The sequence below is a fragment of the Paraburkholderia sp. BL17N1 genome (assembly GCF_003634175.1).
Lineage (GTDB): Bacteria > Pseudomonadota > Gammaproteobacteria > Burkholderiales > Burkholderiaceae > Paraburkholderia.
Genome location: NZ_RBIW01000001.1, coordinates 3,140,453 through 3,156,845 on the forward strand (window position 1 = coordinate 3,140,453; position 16,393 = coordinate 3,156,845).

Consider the following 16,393-nt stretch of genomic DNA (forward strand, 5'->3'; position numbering starts at 1 on the left):
CGAAACTGAAGCGAGGAGACATAAATGAAAACGTTGAACAAGATTGCGATCGGGATGCTTGTCGCGGCGACCAGTGCTTTTTCTGGCAATGCTTCGTCGGCCGATTTCCCGTCCCGAACGATACGGATTATCGTTCCTGTTTCAGCCGGAGGTTGGGGCGACGTAACGACGCGCGTTTTTGCGCAAAAGCTTGGGGAGGTGCTCGGTCAGTCGGTACTCGTCGACAACCGGACTGGTGCGGGTGGATTGGTAGGTATTCGATACACGAAGGAGCAACCGGCGGACGGGTACACCCTGATGTCCACAGGGAGCACGATATCGATCCAGGAAGCGCTGAACAAGGAGCCGGGATTTGACGCCCTGAAAGACTTCACTCTGGTCGGGTCTTTCGCCCGTTCTCCCGCTCTTGTCGTCGCAGGTGCAAAGTCGAATTACAAGAGCTTCAGCGATCTCGTCGCAGACGCGAAAGCGCATCCAGGCCAGATCAGCTATGGTTCGGCCGGCATCGGGACAACCACGCATATCGCTGCCGCGATGATGCTCAAACAGGCCAATCTCCAGATGCAACATGTGCCCTACAAGGGCAACGGCGCGGCCATGCCTGATGTAATCGCGGGACGGGTGAGCTTCATGATCGACGCATATGGCAGTAGCGCCGCCGGTCTTCACGGAGGACTTCTCAAGGCACTCGCCGTCACCAGCGATTCGCGTCTGCCCGTGCTCGCAGATGTGCCCACCACAGCCCAGCAAGGCCTGCCGGGCTTCACCTATTACTACTGGCTCGGACTGTTCGCGCCCGCAGGCACACCTCCGGATGTCATCAAGAAGCTGAATGACGCCATGGCGAAGGTGCTCAGTGATCCGACCTTGAAGGCGAAACTGGAAGCACAGGGCACTGAGCCGTTCTACAAAACCACTGCCGATTCTGCTTCGTTCCTGAAAAAAGATCTGACCGACAACCAGAACATGATCAAGACAATGGGAATTCCGAAGCAGTAGTCGCCTAAAGGCTAGGGGCAATGATGCGATCGGTCGTGTGTGTCGGAAAGCCATCAGGTAGGTGGTTGAGTGCGTTGCAGAAGCTCGATGCCTTGACGTGGATGAGCGCGGGCGAAGAACAATGGAGCGCTGAGTTGTTGGCCCTCGATTCAGCGAGCGTCCTGATCTCCGCTGACGTAAGTCCTGAGTTCAGAAACCGGATTCTCACCGGGCGGAAGCCCGCATCGAACGTCGTAGTCGTTGTGCTGATTGACGAGTGTTCGCGCGAGGGGAGCCCCTGTCTTGAGACCATTGTGCACCTACCGGTCGTATCTGCCGCATTGTCGCTCGATGAAACGGCTGGGGGACGAGTTTTTCTGTCCGGTGACGTGATGGCGAGTGAAGTTGCTGCGCCGATCTTCGCGCAAATGTCGCTGGCGCCGGTTTATTGCGGAGCCCGCGCAGAGGACGCCCGATTGATCGCACTGATCCAGCACGCAATCTGCGCGCTCGGCCGGATGGTGGTAATTGAAGCTGCTGGCATGGGCGTGCGTGCAGGTTTACCTGTCGACCTTGCTGCCTCGGTGATTGGTCGCAGCAGCGGCCGCAGCCGGCAGACAGAGATTTTTTTTGATGGTCTGATTCATCCGGATCGAGATGACGCGTGCGAATCAGGGACCGTTGCGACGATGCTGGGGCACCTCGTCGATGTGGCAATGGCACTGGGCTTGCCGCTTCCCTTGACTTCAGCCGCTTTGGCATTGTTAAGCCTGGAACCGGTCGATGACGTCGACGACGGGCGGCCTGGCGCCGATCCATTCGCCCGTTATGAACGACTCGTTGGACTACGAAGGGATCTGGTCGTCACCAGTAACGCGGATGAACCTGCGGGAGTCGATACCTCGCCTTCACCGGTTATAGGCTATGTCGGGCTGGGTGCAATGGGCAGCGCTCTGGCAATGCAGGCCCTGCGGGTTGCCCGGGAAGTTCATGTCTACGATCCCGATCCGGCGAAGGTCGAACACCTGACGAGGCAAGGTGCACGCGCTGCTGCTGACGTCGCCTCTCTTGCTGCAGTATGTGATCTGATCTTTCTTTGCGTTCCCAGCGCGAAAGAGGTTGAACAGATCCTCTTCGGCCCCGATGGGATGTATGCGGCTCTGCATCGCGGAAAGATAGTGATCGACCAGACGACGTGTAGCCCCGCTGAAACCGTTCGCTTCGGCGAGCGACTCGCGGTTGCGGGAGTAGCGATGGTCGACGCTCCGGTGACGGGTGGGCCCGACGGAGCCCGAAACGGCGCTCTCATTACGATGTGCGGCGGACAGGATGCTGCGTTTTCCCGCGTGAGGCCGATACTTGAAGCGATGGGAGGCGAGGTTGTGTATTTCGGAGCGCCAGGTTCCGGGCAGGCAATCAAGCTTGTCAAAAATTCGCTTGGTGCGGGTAACCGGCTGATCATCTACGAGATGTTGTCGGTTGCAGCCGCTTCAGGTTTGCGGATCGACACGTTGCGCGCGGCTCTGTCGACGGGGGCGAGCGCCTCGGGCGCGCTTGACCGGATCTTGCACTCCATCATGACGGGTTCTCCTACGGCCGACGCGAGTCTGAGGACCGTAGTTAAAGATCAGCAACTGATCGGTCGCATGGGGCGTGCGACCGGGTCGCCTATACCCTTGCTTAATACGGCAAGGACGGTTCTCGAGGCGGGATCAAGAATGTTGGGACCGGCGGCGCAGATCGATGATCTCGGCCGCCTGTACGGAATTGAATCTTTTCAAGGAATCGAGAAATGATGAAGAAACTTGACCGGTTTTATATCGACGGAAAATGGACGAAGCCTGCAGGTACGGGTTTTTTCGAACTGATCAACCCCGCAACTGAAGAAGCATACGGCCACGTTACGCTCGGAAGTGCAGAGGATGTTGACATGGCAGTCGCAGCAGCCCGGCGAGCATTCTCATCCTTCTCCCGGTCGAAGAAGGAATGGCGGATGGAACTGCTTGGCAACGTCGTCGAGTCGATGCTGAAACGCGAATCAGACCTGATGGATGCGGTAACCGAAGAGATGGGGGCGCCTGGCAGTCTGAAGGGGCAGACGGGCACCGCGGTACAGGCCTTCCGTCAGGCAATTGTCACGTTACGTGACTACTCATTCGAGCACATGCTTGGCGACAACGTGGTCCGCCGCGAGCCCATCGGGGTCTGTGGTCTCATCTCCGCATGGAATTGGCCTTTGCAGCTCATGTGCCAGAAGCTGGCATCGGCATTCGCAGCTGGTTGTACGGTTGTCGCGAAGCCGAGTGAATTCACGCCGCTCAGTGCGGTCGTCCTCGCAGAGGCACTTGACTCTGCGGGTGTGCCGCCAGGCGTGTTCAATCTGGTGAATGGAGATGGTCCGACCGTTGGCGAGGCGATCTCGCGGCACCCCGGCATCGATATGGTTTCGTTCACCGGGTCCACGCGCGCTGGCGTGATGGTGGCTCAGGCTGCGGCCGGCACCGTGAAGCGGGTATGCCAGGAGTTGGGTGGAAAGTCCGCGAACATCATCCTGCCCGACGCGGATCTTGCGGCTGCTGCGCGATTCAATGTCTCTCGGGGTTTTTCGAATACGGGACAGTCGTGCCATTCACCAACGCGCATGCTTGTATCGAAAACTCAGGCAGACAAACTGATAACGTTGATCAAGGAACAAGCGCAATCGGTCAAGGTGGGCGATCCGAAGAACCCCGAAACCACCATTGGGCCTGTTGTCAATCGAGCGCAGTTCGAACGGGTTCAGCACTTCATCGAGCGCGGAATCGAAGAGGGCGCGACAGTCGTCACGGGCGGCCCGGGCCGTCCCGAAGGCATCGATAAGGGCTTTTTCATTCGACCAACGGTCTTTTCGGGCGTTAGCCGGGACATGACGATTGCGCAGGAAGAAATCTTCGGTCCCGTACTTTCCATCATCAGCTATCACGATATCGATGACGCCGTCGACATCGCCAACGGCACGCGCTACGGTCTGGGCGGGTATATCTTCTCGTCGAACCTGGAGCAGGCTCGTCGGGTCGCTGAGCGCATGCAGGCCGGCCGTATTTTTCTCAACGGTGCTCCGTCGAATAACGTTGCGCCGATGGGCGGCTATAGGCAGTCCGGTAACGGCCGGGAAATGGGCGTCTTTGGACTTGAAGAATATCTGGAGGTCAAGGCAATGATCGGCTTTGCGAACTCCGCAGGATAACGCGGCCCCGATTCCGCCGGGGAGTCGTGAAGAGGCGCCCCCCGGCGCGTCGGCAACTTGCTGTGTTGCAGGCGGTAAGCGCAAGTGGTGGCGCAAGATCCAAGGTTGACCGGCGCAAGTGCGCCGGTTTTTTTTTGCGGGTAACGAGCAGGTTGTGCCGCTCTTTCGTCCATGCGTATGCGGGGCAGGGATTGCAGTCCCGCCGGCGACGGCTATGGCCGGGCGCGGCGCGGTCCTTGTATGGGAGCGATGAGTGCCGCGACCTTACGCTGAACGCAGGACTTGGGGCGTATCGAGCCGATAGGTGCGTGCTGCAGTGCCTGAAAACAGATTCAGGCGCTCGGCAGCGGTGAGGTCGGCGGCGATCTTCTTGTAGGCGTTCCAGAGAACGCTGTAGCTGCACATCGCCTTGTCGACCGGGAAATTGCTCTCGAACATGCACCGCTCGGCACCAAACAACTCGATACAAAGCCGCATGTAAGGCTCCCATGCGTGGACCAGCTCGTCCGAAGACGGTGGCAATGGACGTTCGTGGAACCTGAAACCGGCGTAGCGCATGGCGAGCCCGCCAAGCTTCATCACGGTGTTCGGGAGGGCGGCGAGTTCCTGGACGCGTGCGCGCCACTCCTCGAAGACCTCCGCCCGCTTGTTTTTGTATGGGCCGATACCCAGTGGCCCCCCGGTGTGATTGATGATGACGATCAGATCGGGGTGGTCGCGGCAGAGGTCGGCAACATCGCCGAGTTGCGTGAAGAAAGCCCACAGATCCAGTGTCAATCCCATTTTCTGGACTCGGGCAATAGCCGCTCTTGTCGATTTTGCCCTCAGTAGACCCTCAGGGTTGCTGACAGGCAGAATCTCGCGGCTCTCGTGCCAGACGACTGTCGGCCGTATGCCCTTGAACTGACCGACGCCTGCGTCGGTATGCGCGTCGAGCACCGGCTGAACGTCGTCGCCGAGTTGCAAATCCACAGTGCCTATGATTCCGGCACACAGCTGAAGCGGCGCGTGCGCGGTGTTCGTTGCCGCTGCGAGTTCCCGGACGAATTCTGTCTCGCCCACCGGCTTGAATGGTTCGGGGCCGTGCTCGCGATACATGCTTCGCACTGCACATGTACGGTCGAAATGATGTTATGACCGGATGTGAAATCCGCGATGGCCTCGTTCGCGAGGTAGCGATCGCCAGGGTGGTCCCACAGGTGGTGGTGGGGATCCACGATCGCCAGTTCGGGATCGAGAAGGTCTTCTGACCGCAATGCCAGCCAGTCATGTCTCACAGACGGGTGTGCCTTGAGTACAGCGTCTATCGAATCGTCAGGCATGCGTGTTACCCATGACGCAAAAGGTGTAGACGGCAATTGTTTGTTACGTTACCCGGCTTGTCGAGCCGGGCAACGTATCATCGCTTGCCGCGATGTGATTGACTGGGTAAGTCAGAGCGACGTTTTAACTTGCCGGTTTCCGGGCGTCGCCGTTGCGACTTTGTCCACCAGCGAGTAATGCGGTTTGCTAGCCATGATAGCAATCAGACTGACTACGCCAATAAGCACGGTGTAGCCGAAAAACACGCGGATACCCCCGTTCTGGTAAGCAATCAACGCGGTTGCGATAATTGGCAGCGGGCCTCCGAAGATCGCGCCAGACGTTTGGTAGCCGGCCGAGATGCCTGTATAGCGCACCGATGTGGGGAACATGTCGGAAAACAATGACGCCTGTGAACTGTGACATGCGGCATGACCGATGCCAAGAACCCAGATATAACCGGCAACCATGCCCGCATACGAGCGTGCTTCCACTGCCAGGCAGAATGGGATGGCACCCGCCAGAAGCGCAACGATGCCCCATACGAATACCTTGCGGCGACCGATCGCGTCGGCCAGCATGCCGTAGATCGGGATCGTCAGCATCTCGACCGCGGCCCCCATCGAGACTGCAATAAGCATGTCGGCCTGGGCGATCTTGAGCTTCGACACCGCGTACGACACCATCGCGACGGCACAGGTGTAGAAGAACGTGTTCGGCGCTGCTTGCGCAAACAGGACGCCGAGCAGTTGACGCGGGTACTCGCGCAATACGGTCATTACCGGTAGTTTTTCGATGTTGCCAGACGCTTTTGCCTTCACAAATGCGGGAGACTCGGCCACCCGATTACGGATGTAGATGCCTACCATCAGCATGGCGGCACTCAGAATGAACGGAACGCGCCAGCCCCATGCCATCAGCGCCTGCTTGTCGAGTGTCGTCATGGCTAGAAACGTAAGATTGCCGAGCAGCAGACCAAAAAACGCCGCACTCTGCGGGACACTGCCGAACAGGCCGCGTCGTTTCTCGTCAGCATGCTCGACGACGGCTACGATCGCGCCTCCGTATTCGGCACCGGCCGACAGACCCTGTACGATCCGCAGCGGCACGAGCAGGACGGCGCCGATATATCCGGCGCTATCGTACGTCGGCAACAGTCCGATTAGCGTGGTGGCCGCGCCCATGATGACAAAGCTCCACAGGAGGGTTGTCTTGCGACCTACCTTGTCGCCCAGATGCCCGGCAATCACACCGCCGATCGGGCGGACCAGCCAGGCGGTCGCAAAGGTCATGAAGCCGAACATCGCGCCCATTGTCGGGTCGACAGCCGGGAAGAAGAGCTTGTTCAGGAACAGCGCCGAAACCGTGCCGAAGATGAAAAAGTCATACCACTCGATCGTCGACCCGATGAACGTGGATGCGATGATGAGGCGTTTCTGCCGCGTCGTTGCCGATGCTGGACTTGCCATCGTTTGTCTCCGTGATTTGATATCCGTTCTTGTGGTCGCGGTGGCTTCACATCCCTCGACCAGTTGAGCCGAATCTATTCCGATTATTTGACAGGGTCAACGTTTACAGAATTAGTTTCGAACAATGAAACTTTGGTAGAAGAAGTTTTGATTGTCATAATCGGGAGTGCGAGGGCAGTGTGAGGAAGCACGATGCGCTCATATCCGATTGCGACAATCATGAGGAACGGATTTTGAAAATTCTTGTTACTGGCGGTGCAGGCTTTCTCGGCGCATACATTTTCGACGCCCTGACGCGAGCGGGGAGCGAGGTCTATGCGTATGACCGGGCGCAGGTTGCGGCCGATCTCGCGTGGGTTGCCAAGGGTTTGCCCGATGCGCTGATTCACGGCGAAATCGCAGACTTCGCTTCGCTGTCTTCGGCGTGCAGTAGCGTCAGGCCGGACGTCATTGTGCACGCGGCGGCGCGTGTAGGGTTTGAGCCTTCGCTCGAAGACCCGAGCGGTTTCTACCAGACCAACGTGATGGGTTTCGTGAACGTCTGCGAAGTTGCGCGAGCGTTTAATGTCCGGAAAGTCGTTCTGATTTCAAGCAACACTGCATGTCATGCCGGAGTCGGGCCCGTGCAGAAAGAAACCGATCCCGCGTTTTCGATAGTGCGTGCAAATCCCTCCGCTCACTACGGCACTTCGAAGATGATTTCCGAGGCAATCGGAATGTCTTACGGCCAATTTCACGGCATCGATTTTCGGGCGCTTCGTGTTGCTGCCGTGTACGGTTTTGGCATGCGGACACCGCTCTATATCAAACCGATGATCGAGAATGCAGTAGATGGGCTCAAGACGACATTCGCGACAGGGGGACGAATGAAGCGGGATCTGACTCATGTGCTGGACGTTGGCCGGGCAGTTGCCGCAGCGGTTCACTTCGACGGCACACAGCCCGGCCAGTCGCACGTCATCAATATTGCAGCGGGGAACCTTGTGTTGCCGGCTGAGATCGCACGCATCGTGCGGGATATGGTGCCCGGCGCCGAGATCGAAATCGGGGATACCTTGACGCCGCTAGAGGAGGAAAACCTCAAGTCGCGGGTGCCACTCGACATCGGAATGGCGAAGAATCTGCTGGGCTGGGCACCACAGTTTCAGATCGAACGCGGAATCGCCGAATACCTGGAGACCTACCGGAACTACCGGGAATCCTGACGGCGTCACGAACGCGACGATGCCGGCGTGTGGTCGTCATCTGTTTGTTTGGCGAACTGTGGTTGTTTCAGCATGAGACGGCGCCGGGGCTCACCGGCGCCGCGACAGTGACGGTTAGAACTTGTGCCGAATGCCAATGCGGATCGCCAATTGGCGGTCCGAGGTCGATGGCGTCAACTGGTTGATCGAGGCCACAGCAGTTTTGCCGGTGGAGTCTGTGCCATGCGCGTGCTGGAACGTTGCGACAGTGTAAACATCGGTCCGTTTCGACAGAAAATAATCCATGCCGGCCGACCCCTGATGATATGTTGCTGAGCTTTGACCCGCGGCTCCGCTGTTGTGAGTGTAGTCGTACGCGACGCCGGCTACGAGAGCAGGAGTAAGCTGGTACTTGAAGTTCACTTCGGCGTTGTTGAAGGCCGCGGTGCCAGCGATGCCACCGGCTGGTACAGGACCGCTGGTCCTGTCGCCAAGACTCATGAACCGGGTGTTCGAGTATGTCGCCCCCACTGTGGCAGCCCCGAACGTATACGCGGCACCTGCACCGATCACCTGTAACGTATGAGCCGATGCGTATCCAGAGATGACCGGCGACGAGCCCAGGTTGGATCCCGGCACTCCGGCAGTCATGGCCGCCTGCGCACCTCCGCCGCCATAGAAGGAGGTGTTGGGATTGCGGATATTCAGGTATCCAATGCCCGCCAGAAGTGGGCCGTTCGCATAGTTGGCGCCAAGAGACCAGATCTGATTGCGGCTGACGTTGCCCGCGACACCGCCGAGCGAGTAGGTGCCTCCGAATGTGAGTCCGGCGATTGGCTGGCTCGTGTATTTGATTTCGTTGTTGACGCGGTACGTGTTGTTGAAGTTGTCGAGATCGGCCGGATGCGCGGCCATGTAGCCGCCCCATTGATCGCCGACTATAAACTGGCCGAGATTGTCGACGACCATGTCGTATTGACGGCCAAGCGTCAAAGTCCCATATCGGCTGCCCAGGCCGACATACGCCTGTCGACCGAATAGCAGGCCGCCTTGGCCCATCTTGCCATTATTAACGTCGAAGCCGCTTTCAAGTACGAAAAGGGCGCTCATTCCGCCGCCGAGGTCTTCACGGCCCTTGAGTCCCCACCGGCTCCCTTGCAGGACACCGCTCGAAAGATTGTAAAGACGCTGTCCGCCCGCGTTGCTGTTGTAGTTGATACCTTCGTCAATGACCCCGTACAGGGTCACACTGTTCTGGGCATAGACGGACAAACTGAAACTGCCAAGCGCGGCAAGCGCAAACAACTGCTTTCGCATCATCTGTCTCCAATGTCTTGTAGTAGGTGCATGGACGCGATGCCATTCCGTAATGGACATGCGCACGGTCTCACTGTCGCAAGCGTCGGTAGCCAGGACTTCCACGACCATCGCTCTATGGCCGGACAGGAGCACGCGCTTCCGAATCTATCCGCCGTGTGGAGCACCGTCAATTTAACGGAATCAGTGCCACTGAGTGGAACTTGTGTCTAATGCACAAGTGTGATCCGGAGTTGGAGGAACGACGATGCATCACGCTTCGGTGGTGGCTTCCTCCAGCCACGAGAGGGCACAACCGACCTCGCTCGCAACAAGGGTCACGCCGAGCCCTGCCATCAGCAGCGCGCGCAGTGCGTCTGCAGTCAGGCCTTGTTCCATTGCGCGACGCGCATGAATCTTGAACGGGAACTCATGCCCCAAGACGGCAAACTGCGCCGTGAGCACGGCTTCACGAAGGCCGCCGTCGACAGCGGCGGACGCCGAAACCGCGAAGCGCAACCTCTTGTAGTGCTGCATGGCTTCCGGATTCGCGTCCGCCAATCTCTGCGATGACGGGATTCTTTCTTTTTTCTTCATGAAAAAGATGCTGTGGGTAGTGTTCACCGACTTGCGGCGGCGCTACATATCACTGACCGTCTGGAGAGAATGATGTGCCGCCTCGAGCGAGGGGACGTTCGCACGACGGGTCTACTGATGCGAGGTGGCTTCTTTGGTTGGGCGAGACCGCAACCGGCCGAACGCGGTAAGCGGAGGTTATGCCTGTTTCGAAGCGGGAATCAAGTTATTGAACCAAGTTTCGACTAATGAAACTAATGCTGCGAACAGGCGACGATGCGTTCCAACTCATGAGTCGGGTAGTGCGGCAGGAGACGCTTGCACAATGCAGGCCCCTGCGGCTGTGGGATTTTTTTCGCGTCGGGCGTCGTTGTCCACATCGAACAATGTGAGGGAAAGTACTATGGAATAAGCGTGCGCCGCTGACAACAGAAGAAGATTGTTGTACATACCTGCCTGCAACAAGATCATCAATGTCCGAGGGACTTTCCAGTGATGCAAACCAATCGAACCGACATCGCCGATCTGATCTACTTTCTCGCCATTGCTCGCCACAGAAGTTTCAGTCGTGCGGCGATCGAACTGGGCGTCAGTGCTTCCGCGCTCAGTCACGCGCTGAAGTCGCTCGAAAACCGGCTCGGGGTTCGTCTGCTGAACCGTACGACGAAAAGCGTGACGTTGACAGCGGCCGGAGACGCGCTCGCGACATCGATCGGACAGCCATTCGAGGCGATCGACAGCGCGATGGAGACGTTGAATCGCTTCCGCGATGCGCCGGCAGGTTGCATCCGTTTGAACGTTGCCGTCGAAGCCGCAACGCTGCTCGTCGCTCCCGTACTGCCCACGTTTGTCGAGCGGTTTCCGGGCGTTGAGCTCGACATCGTTGCAAGCAACCGAATGGTCGATGTAACGGAGGGCGGGTTCGATGCAGGCATTCGGTACGGCGGTACCGTGCCGGAACACATGATTGCGCAGCGGCTTTCCGCGGATATTCGCTGGGTCGTGGCAGGGGCGCCGAGCTATATCGATCGATTCGGCGCGCCCGGCCATCCGAACGACCTCCTGGGTCATCGCTGCGTGAGCAATCGGCTTGGCGATGACCGTGTCTATCGTTGGGAATTCGAACGGGACGATGAGAAGCTGGCCGTAGCCGTTCCATCGTCCATCATCGTCGACCATGCCGAGATGGGACTCATTGCCGTGCTGGGCGGAGCGGGGTTCATGTACTTTCCCGAACCGCTCGTCGCGCCATACGTGAACGCAGGCCGTCTGCGCATCGTCTTGCCGGACTGGGCTCCTTGCGAGCCCGGCTTTCATATCTACTATTCGAGCCGGCGTCAGGTCCCTACGGGCCTCCGTTTGTTGATGGAACTGGTGCGGGAGCTTCGACCGCTTGGCCTGTGACGATGGCAGCGGCATTCGGCGTCAGTGGGCCGTAAAACCGCCATCGACCGGCAAGCCGACGCCCACGACGAAGCTCGCACCGGGACTGCACAGCCACAGTACGGCGGCGGCCACTTCATCTGCCCGGCCAAGGCGACCGATGGACTGTTCCTTCAGTATTGCCTTCATCGCATCGGCTTGCCCCTTCAGCATGTCCTGAACCATCGGTGTATCGATGGTCCCGGGACAAACTGCGTTGAGGCGAATACCGCGGGAAGCATACTCGACGCCGGCGCTCTTCGTCATTCCCAGCACCGCATGCTTCGTGCCGTGATAGGCAGCACGTCCGGGCAGGCCAACCAGTCCACCGAGCGACGAGTTGTTGACGATCGCGCCGGATCCCTGCGCGCGCATCACGCGCAGTTCGTGCTTCATGCTTGCCCAGACGCCAAACTGGTTGACCGCCACCACGCGCTGGAAATGCTCGGCCGGCTCGTCTGCCGCATCGCTGGGCGGCACCTGAATGCCGGCGTTGTTGAACGCCATGTCGAGCCGGCCGTACTGCGTGACCGCGCGGTCGACCGCAGCGGCGACCTGGGCTTCGTCGGCAACGTCGCACGCGATGCCCGTCGCGATGCCGCCTTCGTCGACGATCTTTCGCGCTTCGCGCAACGCGAGATTTCCATCACGATCGGCGAGTAACACGGACGCCCCACATTGCGCGAATGCACGAGCTGCAGCGAGACCCATGCCCATTGCAGCCCCGGTTACGAAGGCCACGTGGCCTTTGAAGTCATAGATTGGATTCATGTTCCGTTTTCCTGATGGAAGACTGTCGAAATCGATGTACATCGCTTTCAGTCACCCGGCGGCGTAAGGGTCGGCAAATCCCCGGGCAGTGGCGGAACGATCCCGTCGACCGGATGAGGCACATAAGGCGCCTCCAGCGCGTTAATCTCATCGTCGGTCAACGAGAAGCCGAGCGCCCGGATCGCCGTTGCAAGGTGCTCCGGCTTGGTTGCTCCCACGATCGGAGCGCTCACGCCGGGTTTCGCCAGCAGCCACGCAAGCGCGACGTGCGCCCGTGGAACGCCGTGGTTTTCGGAGAGGCGGGTCACCGCGTCGATCACCTTCCGGTCCTGCGCCTCCGTATTCAGATACATCTGGAGGGCGAACGCATCGTTCTCCGTACGGTTGGTGCTTTCGCTCCAGTCGCGCGTCAACCTGCCGCGCGCCAGCGGACTCCATGGAATGACGCCGATGCCCTGATCGATGCAAAGGGGCAACATCTCGCGCTCCTCTTCGCGATAGAGCAGGTTGTACTGCGGTTGCATGGAGATAAAACGCGTCCAGCCGTTGCGCTCGGCAGCATGCTGCATCTTCGCGAAACGCCATGCTTGCATTGACGAAGCGCCCAGGTAGCGCGCCTTTCCGGATTTGACGATGTCGTGCAGCGCCTCCATGGTCTCCTCGATCGGCGTGCCGGGATCGAAGCGATGAATCTGGTATAGATCGACGTAGTCCATGCCGAGTCGCTTCAGGCTGTCGTCGATCGACTGGAATAGCGCCTTGCGCGAAAGAAAGCCAGTATTGGGCGAATTTCTCCATGGAAAGAATGCCTTCGTCGCGACCACGATTTCTTCGCGTCGCGCCATGTCGCGAAGCGCGCGCCCGGTGATTTCCTCGGAACTGCCGCCGGAATAGATGTTCGCCGTATCGAAGAAGTTGATTCCTGCCTCGAGTGCCTGGCGAAAGAACGCGCGAGACGCCTCTTCATCCAGCGACCAGGGTTGCGGTAAACGGGCGGGTTCCCCATAACTCATGCAGCCCAGACAAAGGCGTGAGACCTTGAGGCCGGTTCGGCCGAGATTGACATATTGCATGTGCTTCTCCGGATGAGCGAGTGTTGTACAACGACGATGCGGGTTCACGAAACCGTGATGTCGACCGGGACAGGAAACGGGCCAGACACACTCATCGGGCAGGTGAGGTGGCGCTCGCCTGTCATGTGAGGTGTGCATGTCGAGCGGTTTCGGCAGGCGAACGAAGTCTCATTGCGATGGGTAGCGCGCACAGGGCAAGAATCGCGCTGATCAGAAAGAGGGCGCCGAGCCCCGTTGCATCGGCGACGAGGCCGAGTAGTGGCGCAAAGATGCCGAGCGCGACATCGATGAACGCTGTGTAGACGCCCATGGCCAGCCCTCTGGCTTCTGTTGGCGCCCTTGCCACTGCCTCGATGCCGAAGCCTGGATAGACGAGCGCGTAGCCGAATCCCGCCAGCGCCGTGCCTGCAAACGCGAGCCATGCGGTCGCTGCGGCCCAGACGAGCGCCATGCCGACGCTGTATAGGGTGACGAAGATGACTGCCGTGCGCGCACCGCCAAGGCGATCGGGGAATGCACCGAAAAAGACTCGTGCAACCATCAGCGCTGCGGCAAATGCGGTAAAGGAGAGCCATGCGGGTTGCCAGCCCCGTTGAACGAATAGCAGCACGGAAAACGCGGTCATGATGCCGTAGCCGAGACCGGGGAACGCCATGCCCAGCCCTGGCAGCCAGACGGCTTTCAGTACTTCCCGGACGGTTGCTCCATTTTCGGATCGTGTTCTTGCATCCGGAACCGGACCGATCAGCAGCATCGTCGCGACCGCGCCGGCGGAAGTGGCGAGTCCGATCGAAGCAAAGCCGAAAGCATCGAACAGAAAGCTGCCGAGCGGTGCACCGACCGCCAGCGCCACGAACATCGATGTTCCGATCCACGCGATCGTTTTGCCGACGTTGCCCGGACCGCCGAGCGCGAGGCACCAACTTTGCGAGCCGGTCATGATGAAACTCTCCGCGGCGCCGAGCAGCGCGCGACCCATGAAAAGGATTGCGGCGGACAGCGACGGGTTGCCGGAGAACGTCAGCGACAACAGGTACAGCAGTCCGGCCGTCGTGGTCAACCTAAGCCCTGTGGAAACGGCGAACTTCGGTCCCCGCCGGTCTGCAATCGCGCCGGCCCACAGGCGGGAGACCAGCGACGACGCGAACTGGGCGCCGGACACCAGCCCGACGGTGAATGTGCTGAAGCCGAGATCGTGGTGGATGTGCAGCGGCAAAGCGGGCAGCGCCGCACCCGTGACCAGGAACACGGTGAAGACGCAACTCATCAGTGAAAGCAAAGAGCGGTCGGTCGCTGCCGAATGGTATTGCGGTGGTGTCACGGGCATTTCCATCGAGTGGCGAGCGCGTCGGGATCGATCGGTCAGCATCGTGCTGCACGCATCGTGCGCTCTACATGGCGTCGAATCTAGCGAATTGATCGCGATTTGTTTAGCCGGCGTTCGCTTGATGGACCAATGAGCGCCATTCACAAAGCGGCGGCGACCGCAATGGATGTTTCGTCGATTTGAGGCCGTCTATTGTTGAGCGTCATTCACAGGGCCATCAATCGAAGGGCGGCTTTCGAGCAGCATCTTTCCCCGCTAAAGTTCTCGTTGCGGCACACCATCGTGCAAGCCCGCGGGAGCAACGCTGGACGGTGTGAACGCGTTCATCGGCGAAATCCGTATGCGCCGTGCGCTTGCCGTCTGTGCGGCGGGCCGCGTACTGAATCCCAAGACAGCGCGCAGCCAGGTGATCGGCGGCATGACGATGGGAATCGGCGTGGCGCTGATGGAGAAGATGGCGGTCGCCAAGCGTTTAGACCTGTTTATCAACCGTATGACCTGGCCGGCTACGAGGTGCCGGTTCATGCCGGCATACCGCATCTCGACGTCGCATTCATCGACGAGGTCGACCCGGTAATTTCGCCGGTGAAGGCGAAGGGCGTTGGCGAACTCAGTCTCACGGGTGTCGCGCCCGCAGTTGCGAATGCCGTCTACAACGCGACCGGCGTGCGTGTGCGCCAATATCCGATCACGCTTGGGAAGTTTCTCGATCGCTTGCCGGCAACAGTTTGACGTTTCGGGCAGAGAGCAAATGCGGCTTCCTTCATTCGACATGGGTATATCGGCTATCTCGCGACGCAGACTTGCCGTTCGGCACGACGGGTCCGTTCAGAGATTTCTTCGGGCAACGGTATTAGTTCTAGCCGTCGGCTTATCGGCAGTGCCGACGCAGGCAACTTCACATGAGGAATCCAACGACATGGCAAACACGGAAACGTCTCTTCCAAATGCTGCTGAAGCGCTGACTGCCCGACAACAGGCGATCGTGCCCATCGCGGCTTTCGCTGCTGCGGCGGACATCGAAAAACTCACTGCTGCATTGAACGAAGGGCTGGACACCGGTCTGACGATCAGTGAGGTGCGAGAAATCCTCGTGCAGCTTTATGCGTACGCCGGCTTTCCGCGCAGCCTCAATGCACTCGGCGCGCTGATGAAGGTGGTGGAGACGCGCAAGCAGGCGGGGCTGCAAGACACGGAAGGTCAAGCGCCCGGTCGTCCTGTGCCGACCGGCGAAGCATTGCTCCTCGCCGGCACGGCGAACCAGACGAAGTTGTCCGGCGGGCCGGTGAAAGGCGCATTGTTCGATTTCGCACCGGCGATCGACCGATTCCTGAAGACTCATCTGTTCGGCGACATTTTCGAGCGCGACAATCTCGATTGGCAGAGCCGCGAACTGGCGACGGTAAGCATGCTCGCCGCGCTGACGGGGGGCGATTCACAGTTGCAAGCGCATATGCGAATCAGCATGAACGTTGGGCTTTCTGCTGGGCAATTGAGACAGCTCTGCGAGGTATTGGCCGATCGCGTAGACCGACAGGCCGCACGACGCGCGGAAGGAGCGTTGGAGCGACAACTTGCGGTACCGATGGGTCACTAAAGTCGCTGCGCTACATCATGCACCGGTTCGATCGGCTCGGGTCACCGTTCGTGGTGCGCGGCGCATACTCCACCAGTCCGTCTACGACGTGGCGGCAGACAACGGCTCGTGCTGCCCCTACCGGCCGCGGTTCAATGCTAAGGTAACCTTTCGTTTTGACTCCTGGACATCG

General features: G+C 59.4%; 13 protein-coding genes and 1 pseudogene. 7 read left to right on the forward strand and 7 right to left on the reverse strand.

What is annotated here, in order from left to right; translation table 11 throughout:
• Positions 1 to 24 precede the first annotated feature (24 nt).
• The 3 genes from B0G82_RS14170 to B0G82_RS14180 are packed head-to-tail and all read left to right on the forward strand — an operon-like array spanning position 25 to position 4,204.
• Positions 25 to 999 (forward strand): tripartite tricarboxylate transporter substrate binding protein, encoded by a 975-nt coding sequence (locus tag B0G82_RS14170; protein WP_241974578.1) that lies wholly within the window; start codon positions 25 to 27, stop codon positions 997 to 999.
• A 20-nt stretch (positions 1,000 to 1,019) separates the two neighbouring features.
• Positions 1,020 to 2,774, forward strand: coding sequence for an NAD(P)-binding domain-containing protein (locus tag B0G82_RS14175; RefSeq protein ID WP_121307708.1), 1,755 nt, complete (start codon positions 1,020 to 1,022; stop codon positions 2,772 to 2,774).
• On the forward strand, positions 2,774 to 4,204 hold the full coding sequence (locus tag B0G82_RS14180) for an aldehyde dehydrogenase family protein (protein ID WP_121308699.1): 1,431 nt from the start codon (positions 2,774 to 2,776) through the stop codon (positions 4,202 to 4,204). The genes B0G82_RS14175 and B0G82_RS14180 overlap by 1 nt, the downstream gene beginning before the upstream one ends.
• A 264-nt stretch (positions 4,205 to 4,468) precedes the next feature.
• Here the strand turns inward: B0G82_RS14180 and B0G82_RS14185 are convergent, their stop codons facing one another.
• The gene (locus B0G82_RS14185; RefSeq protein WP_347237209.1) at positions 4,469 to 5,302 is read right to left on the reverse strand and encodes an amidohydrolase family protein; all 834 of its coding nucleotides are present in this window, start codon (positions 5,300 to 5,302) and stop codon (positions 4,469 to 4,471) included.
• Positions 5,303 to 5,637: 335 nt separating this feature from the next.
• Complete coding sequence (locus tag B0G82_RS14190; RefSeq protein ID WP_121307709.1) at positions 5,638 to 6,975, reverse strand: MFS transporter; 1,338 nt, start codon at positions 6,973 to 6,975, stop codon at positions 5,638 to 5,640.
• Between the two features lie 233 nt (positions 6,976 to 7,208).
• Here B0G82_RS14190 and B0G82_RS14195 point away from each other — a divergent pair, with 233 nt between their 5' ends.
• Positions 7,209 to 8,180 (forward strand): NAD(P)-dependent oxidoreductase, encoded by a 972-nt coding sequence (locus B0G82_RS14195; protein ID WP_158608143.1) that lies wholly within the window; start codon positions 7,209 to 7,211, stop codon positions 8,178 to 8,180.
• A gap of 114 nt (positions 8,181 to 8,294) precedes the next feature.
• On the opposite strand, the gene B0G82_RS14200 is transcribed toward B0G82_RS14195, so the two are convergent.
• Together B0G82_RS14200 and B0G82_RS14205 are read right to left on the reverse strand one after the other, a co-directional pair.
• Complete coding sequence (locus B0G82_RS14200) at positions 8,295 to 9,476, reverse strand: porin (RefSeq protein ID WP_199730132.1); 1,182 nt, start codon at positions 9,474 to 9,476, stop codon at positions 8,295 to 8,297.
• Positions 9,477 to 9,728: 252 nt separating this feature from the next.
• Positions 9,729 to 10,052: a carboxymuconolactone decarboxylase family protein gene (locus tag B0G82_RS14205; RefSeq protein WP_121307712.1), complete on the reverse strand. Its 324-nt coding sequence runs from the start codon at positions 10,050 to 10,052 to the stop codon at positions 9,729 to 9,731.
• A gap of 474 nt (positions 10,053 to 10,526) precedes the next feature.
• Here B0G82_RS14205 and B0G82_RS14210 point away from each other — a divergent pair, with 474 nt between their 5' ends.
• Positions 10,527 to 11,435, forward strand: a complete 909-nt coding sequence (locus tag B0G82_RS14210) for a LysR family transcriptional regulator (RefSeq protein WP_121307713.1) — start codon at positions 10,527 to 10,529, stop codon at positions 11,433 to 11,435.
• A gap of 21 nt (positions 11,436 to 11,456) precedes the next feature.
• On the opposite strand, the gene B0G82_RS14215 is transcribed toward B0G82_RS14210, so the two are convergent.
• The 3 genes from B0G82_RS14215 to B0G82_RS14225 all read right to left on the reverse strand — a co-directional run bounded on the left by B0G82_RS14215 (position 11,457) and on the right by B0G82_RS14225 (position 14,624).
• The gene (locus B0G82_RS14215) at positions 11,457 to 12,224 is read right to left on the reverse strand and encodes a glucose 1-dehydrogenase (RefSeq protein WP_121307714.1); all 768 of its coding nucleotides are present in this window, start codon (positions 12,222 to 12,224) and stop codon (positions 11,457 to 11,459) included.
• 47 nt (positions 12,225 to 12,271) lie between these two features.
• Positions 12,272 to 13,297, reverse strand: a complete 1,026-nt coding sequence (locus tag B0G82_RS14220) for an aldo/keto reductase (RefSeq protein WP_121307715.1) — start codon at positions 13,295 to 13,297, stop codon at positions 12,272 to 12,274.
• 121 nt (positions 13,298 to 13,418) lie between these two features.
• Complete coding sequence (locus tag B0G82_RS14225; RefSeq protein WP_241974685.1) at positions 13,419 to 14,624, reverse strand: arabinose transporter; 1,206 nt, start codon at positions 14,622 to 14,624, stop codon at positions 13,419 to 13,421.
• A 313-nt stretch (positions 14,625 to 14,937) separates the two neighbouring features.
• On the opposite strand from B0G82_RS14225, the pseudogene B0G82_RS14230 reads away from it, so the two are divergent.
• Both B0G82_RS14230 and B0G82_RS14235 read left to right on the forward strand, forming a co-directional pair.
• Positions 14,938 to 15,356 (forward strand): annotated as a pseudogene (locus tag B0G82_RS14230) (molybdopterin cofactor-binding domain-containing protein); the annotation flags it as partial.
• A gap of 187 nt (positions 15,357 to 15,543) precedes the next feature.
• Positions 15,544 to 16,221 carry a carboxymuconolactone decarboxylase family protein gene (locus B0G82_RS14235; protein WP_199730133.1) on the forward strand — a complete coding sequence of 226 codons (678 nt, stop codon included), beginning with the start codon at positions 15,544 to 15,546 and terminating at the stop codon, positions 16,219 to 16,221.
• Positions 16,222 to 16,393 lie beyond the last annotated feature (172 nt).

Coding starts and splice junctions, on each gene's coding strand:
- B0G82_RS14170 (WP_241974578.1), top strand. CDS start 25: ATGAAAACGTTGAACAAGATTGCGATCGGGATGCTTGTCGCGGCGACC.
- B0G82_RS14175 (WP_121307708.1), top strand. CDS start 1,020: ATGATGCGATCGGTCGTGTGTGTCGGAAAGCCATCAGGTAGGTGGTTG.
- B0G82_RS14180 (WP_121308699.1), top strand. CDS start 2,774: ATGAAGAAACTTGACCGGTTTTATATCGACGGAAAATGGACGAAGCCT.
- B0G82_RS14185 (WP_347237209.1), bottom strand. CDS start 5,302: ATGTATCGCGAGCACGGCCCCGAACCATTCAAGCCGGTGGGCGAGACA.
- B0G82_RS14190 (WP_121307709.1), bottom strand. CDS start 6,975: ATGGCAAGTCCAGCATCGGCAACGACGCGGCAGAAACGCCTCATCATC.
- B0G82_RS14200 (WP_199730132.1), bottom strand. CDS start 9,476: ATGCGAAAGCAGTTGTTTGCGCTTGCCGCGCTTGGCAGTTTCAGTTTG.
- B0G82_RS14205 (WP_121307712.1), bottom strand. CDS start 10,052: ATGAAGAAAAAAGAAAGAATCCCGTCATCGCAGAGATTGGCGGACGCG.
- B0G82_RS14210 (WP_121307713.1), top strand. CDS start 10,527: ATGCAAACCAATCGAACCGACATCGCCGATCTGATCTACTTTCTCGCC.
- B0G82_RS14215 (WP_121307714.1), bottom strand. CDS start 12,224: ATGAATCCAATCTATGACTTCAAAGGCCACGTGGCCTTCGTAACCGGG.
- B0G82_RS14220 (WP_121307715.1), bottom strand. CDS start 13,297: ATGCAATATGTCAATCTCGGCCGAACCGGCCTCAAGGTCTCACGCCTT.
- B0G82_RS14225 (WP_241974685.1), bottom strand. CDS start 14,624: ATGCCCGTGACACCACCGCAATACCATTCGGCAGCGACCGACCGCTCT.
- B0G82_RS14235 (WP_199730133.1), top strand. CDS start 15,544: ATGGCAAACACGGAAACGTCTCTTCCAAATGCTGCTGAAGCGCTGACT.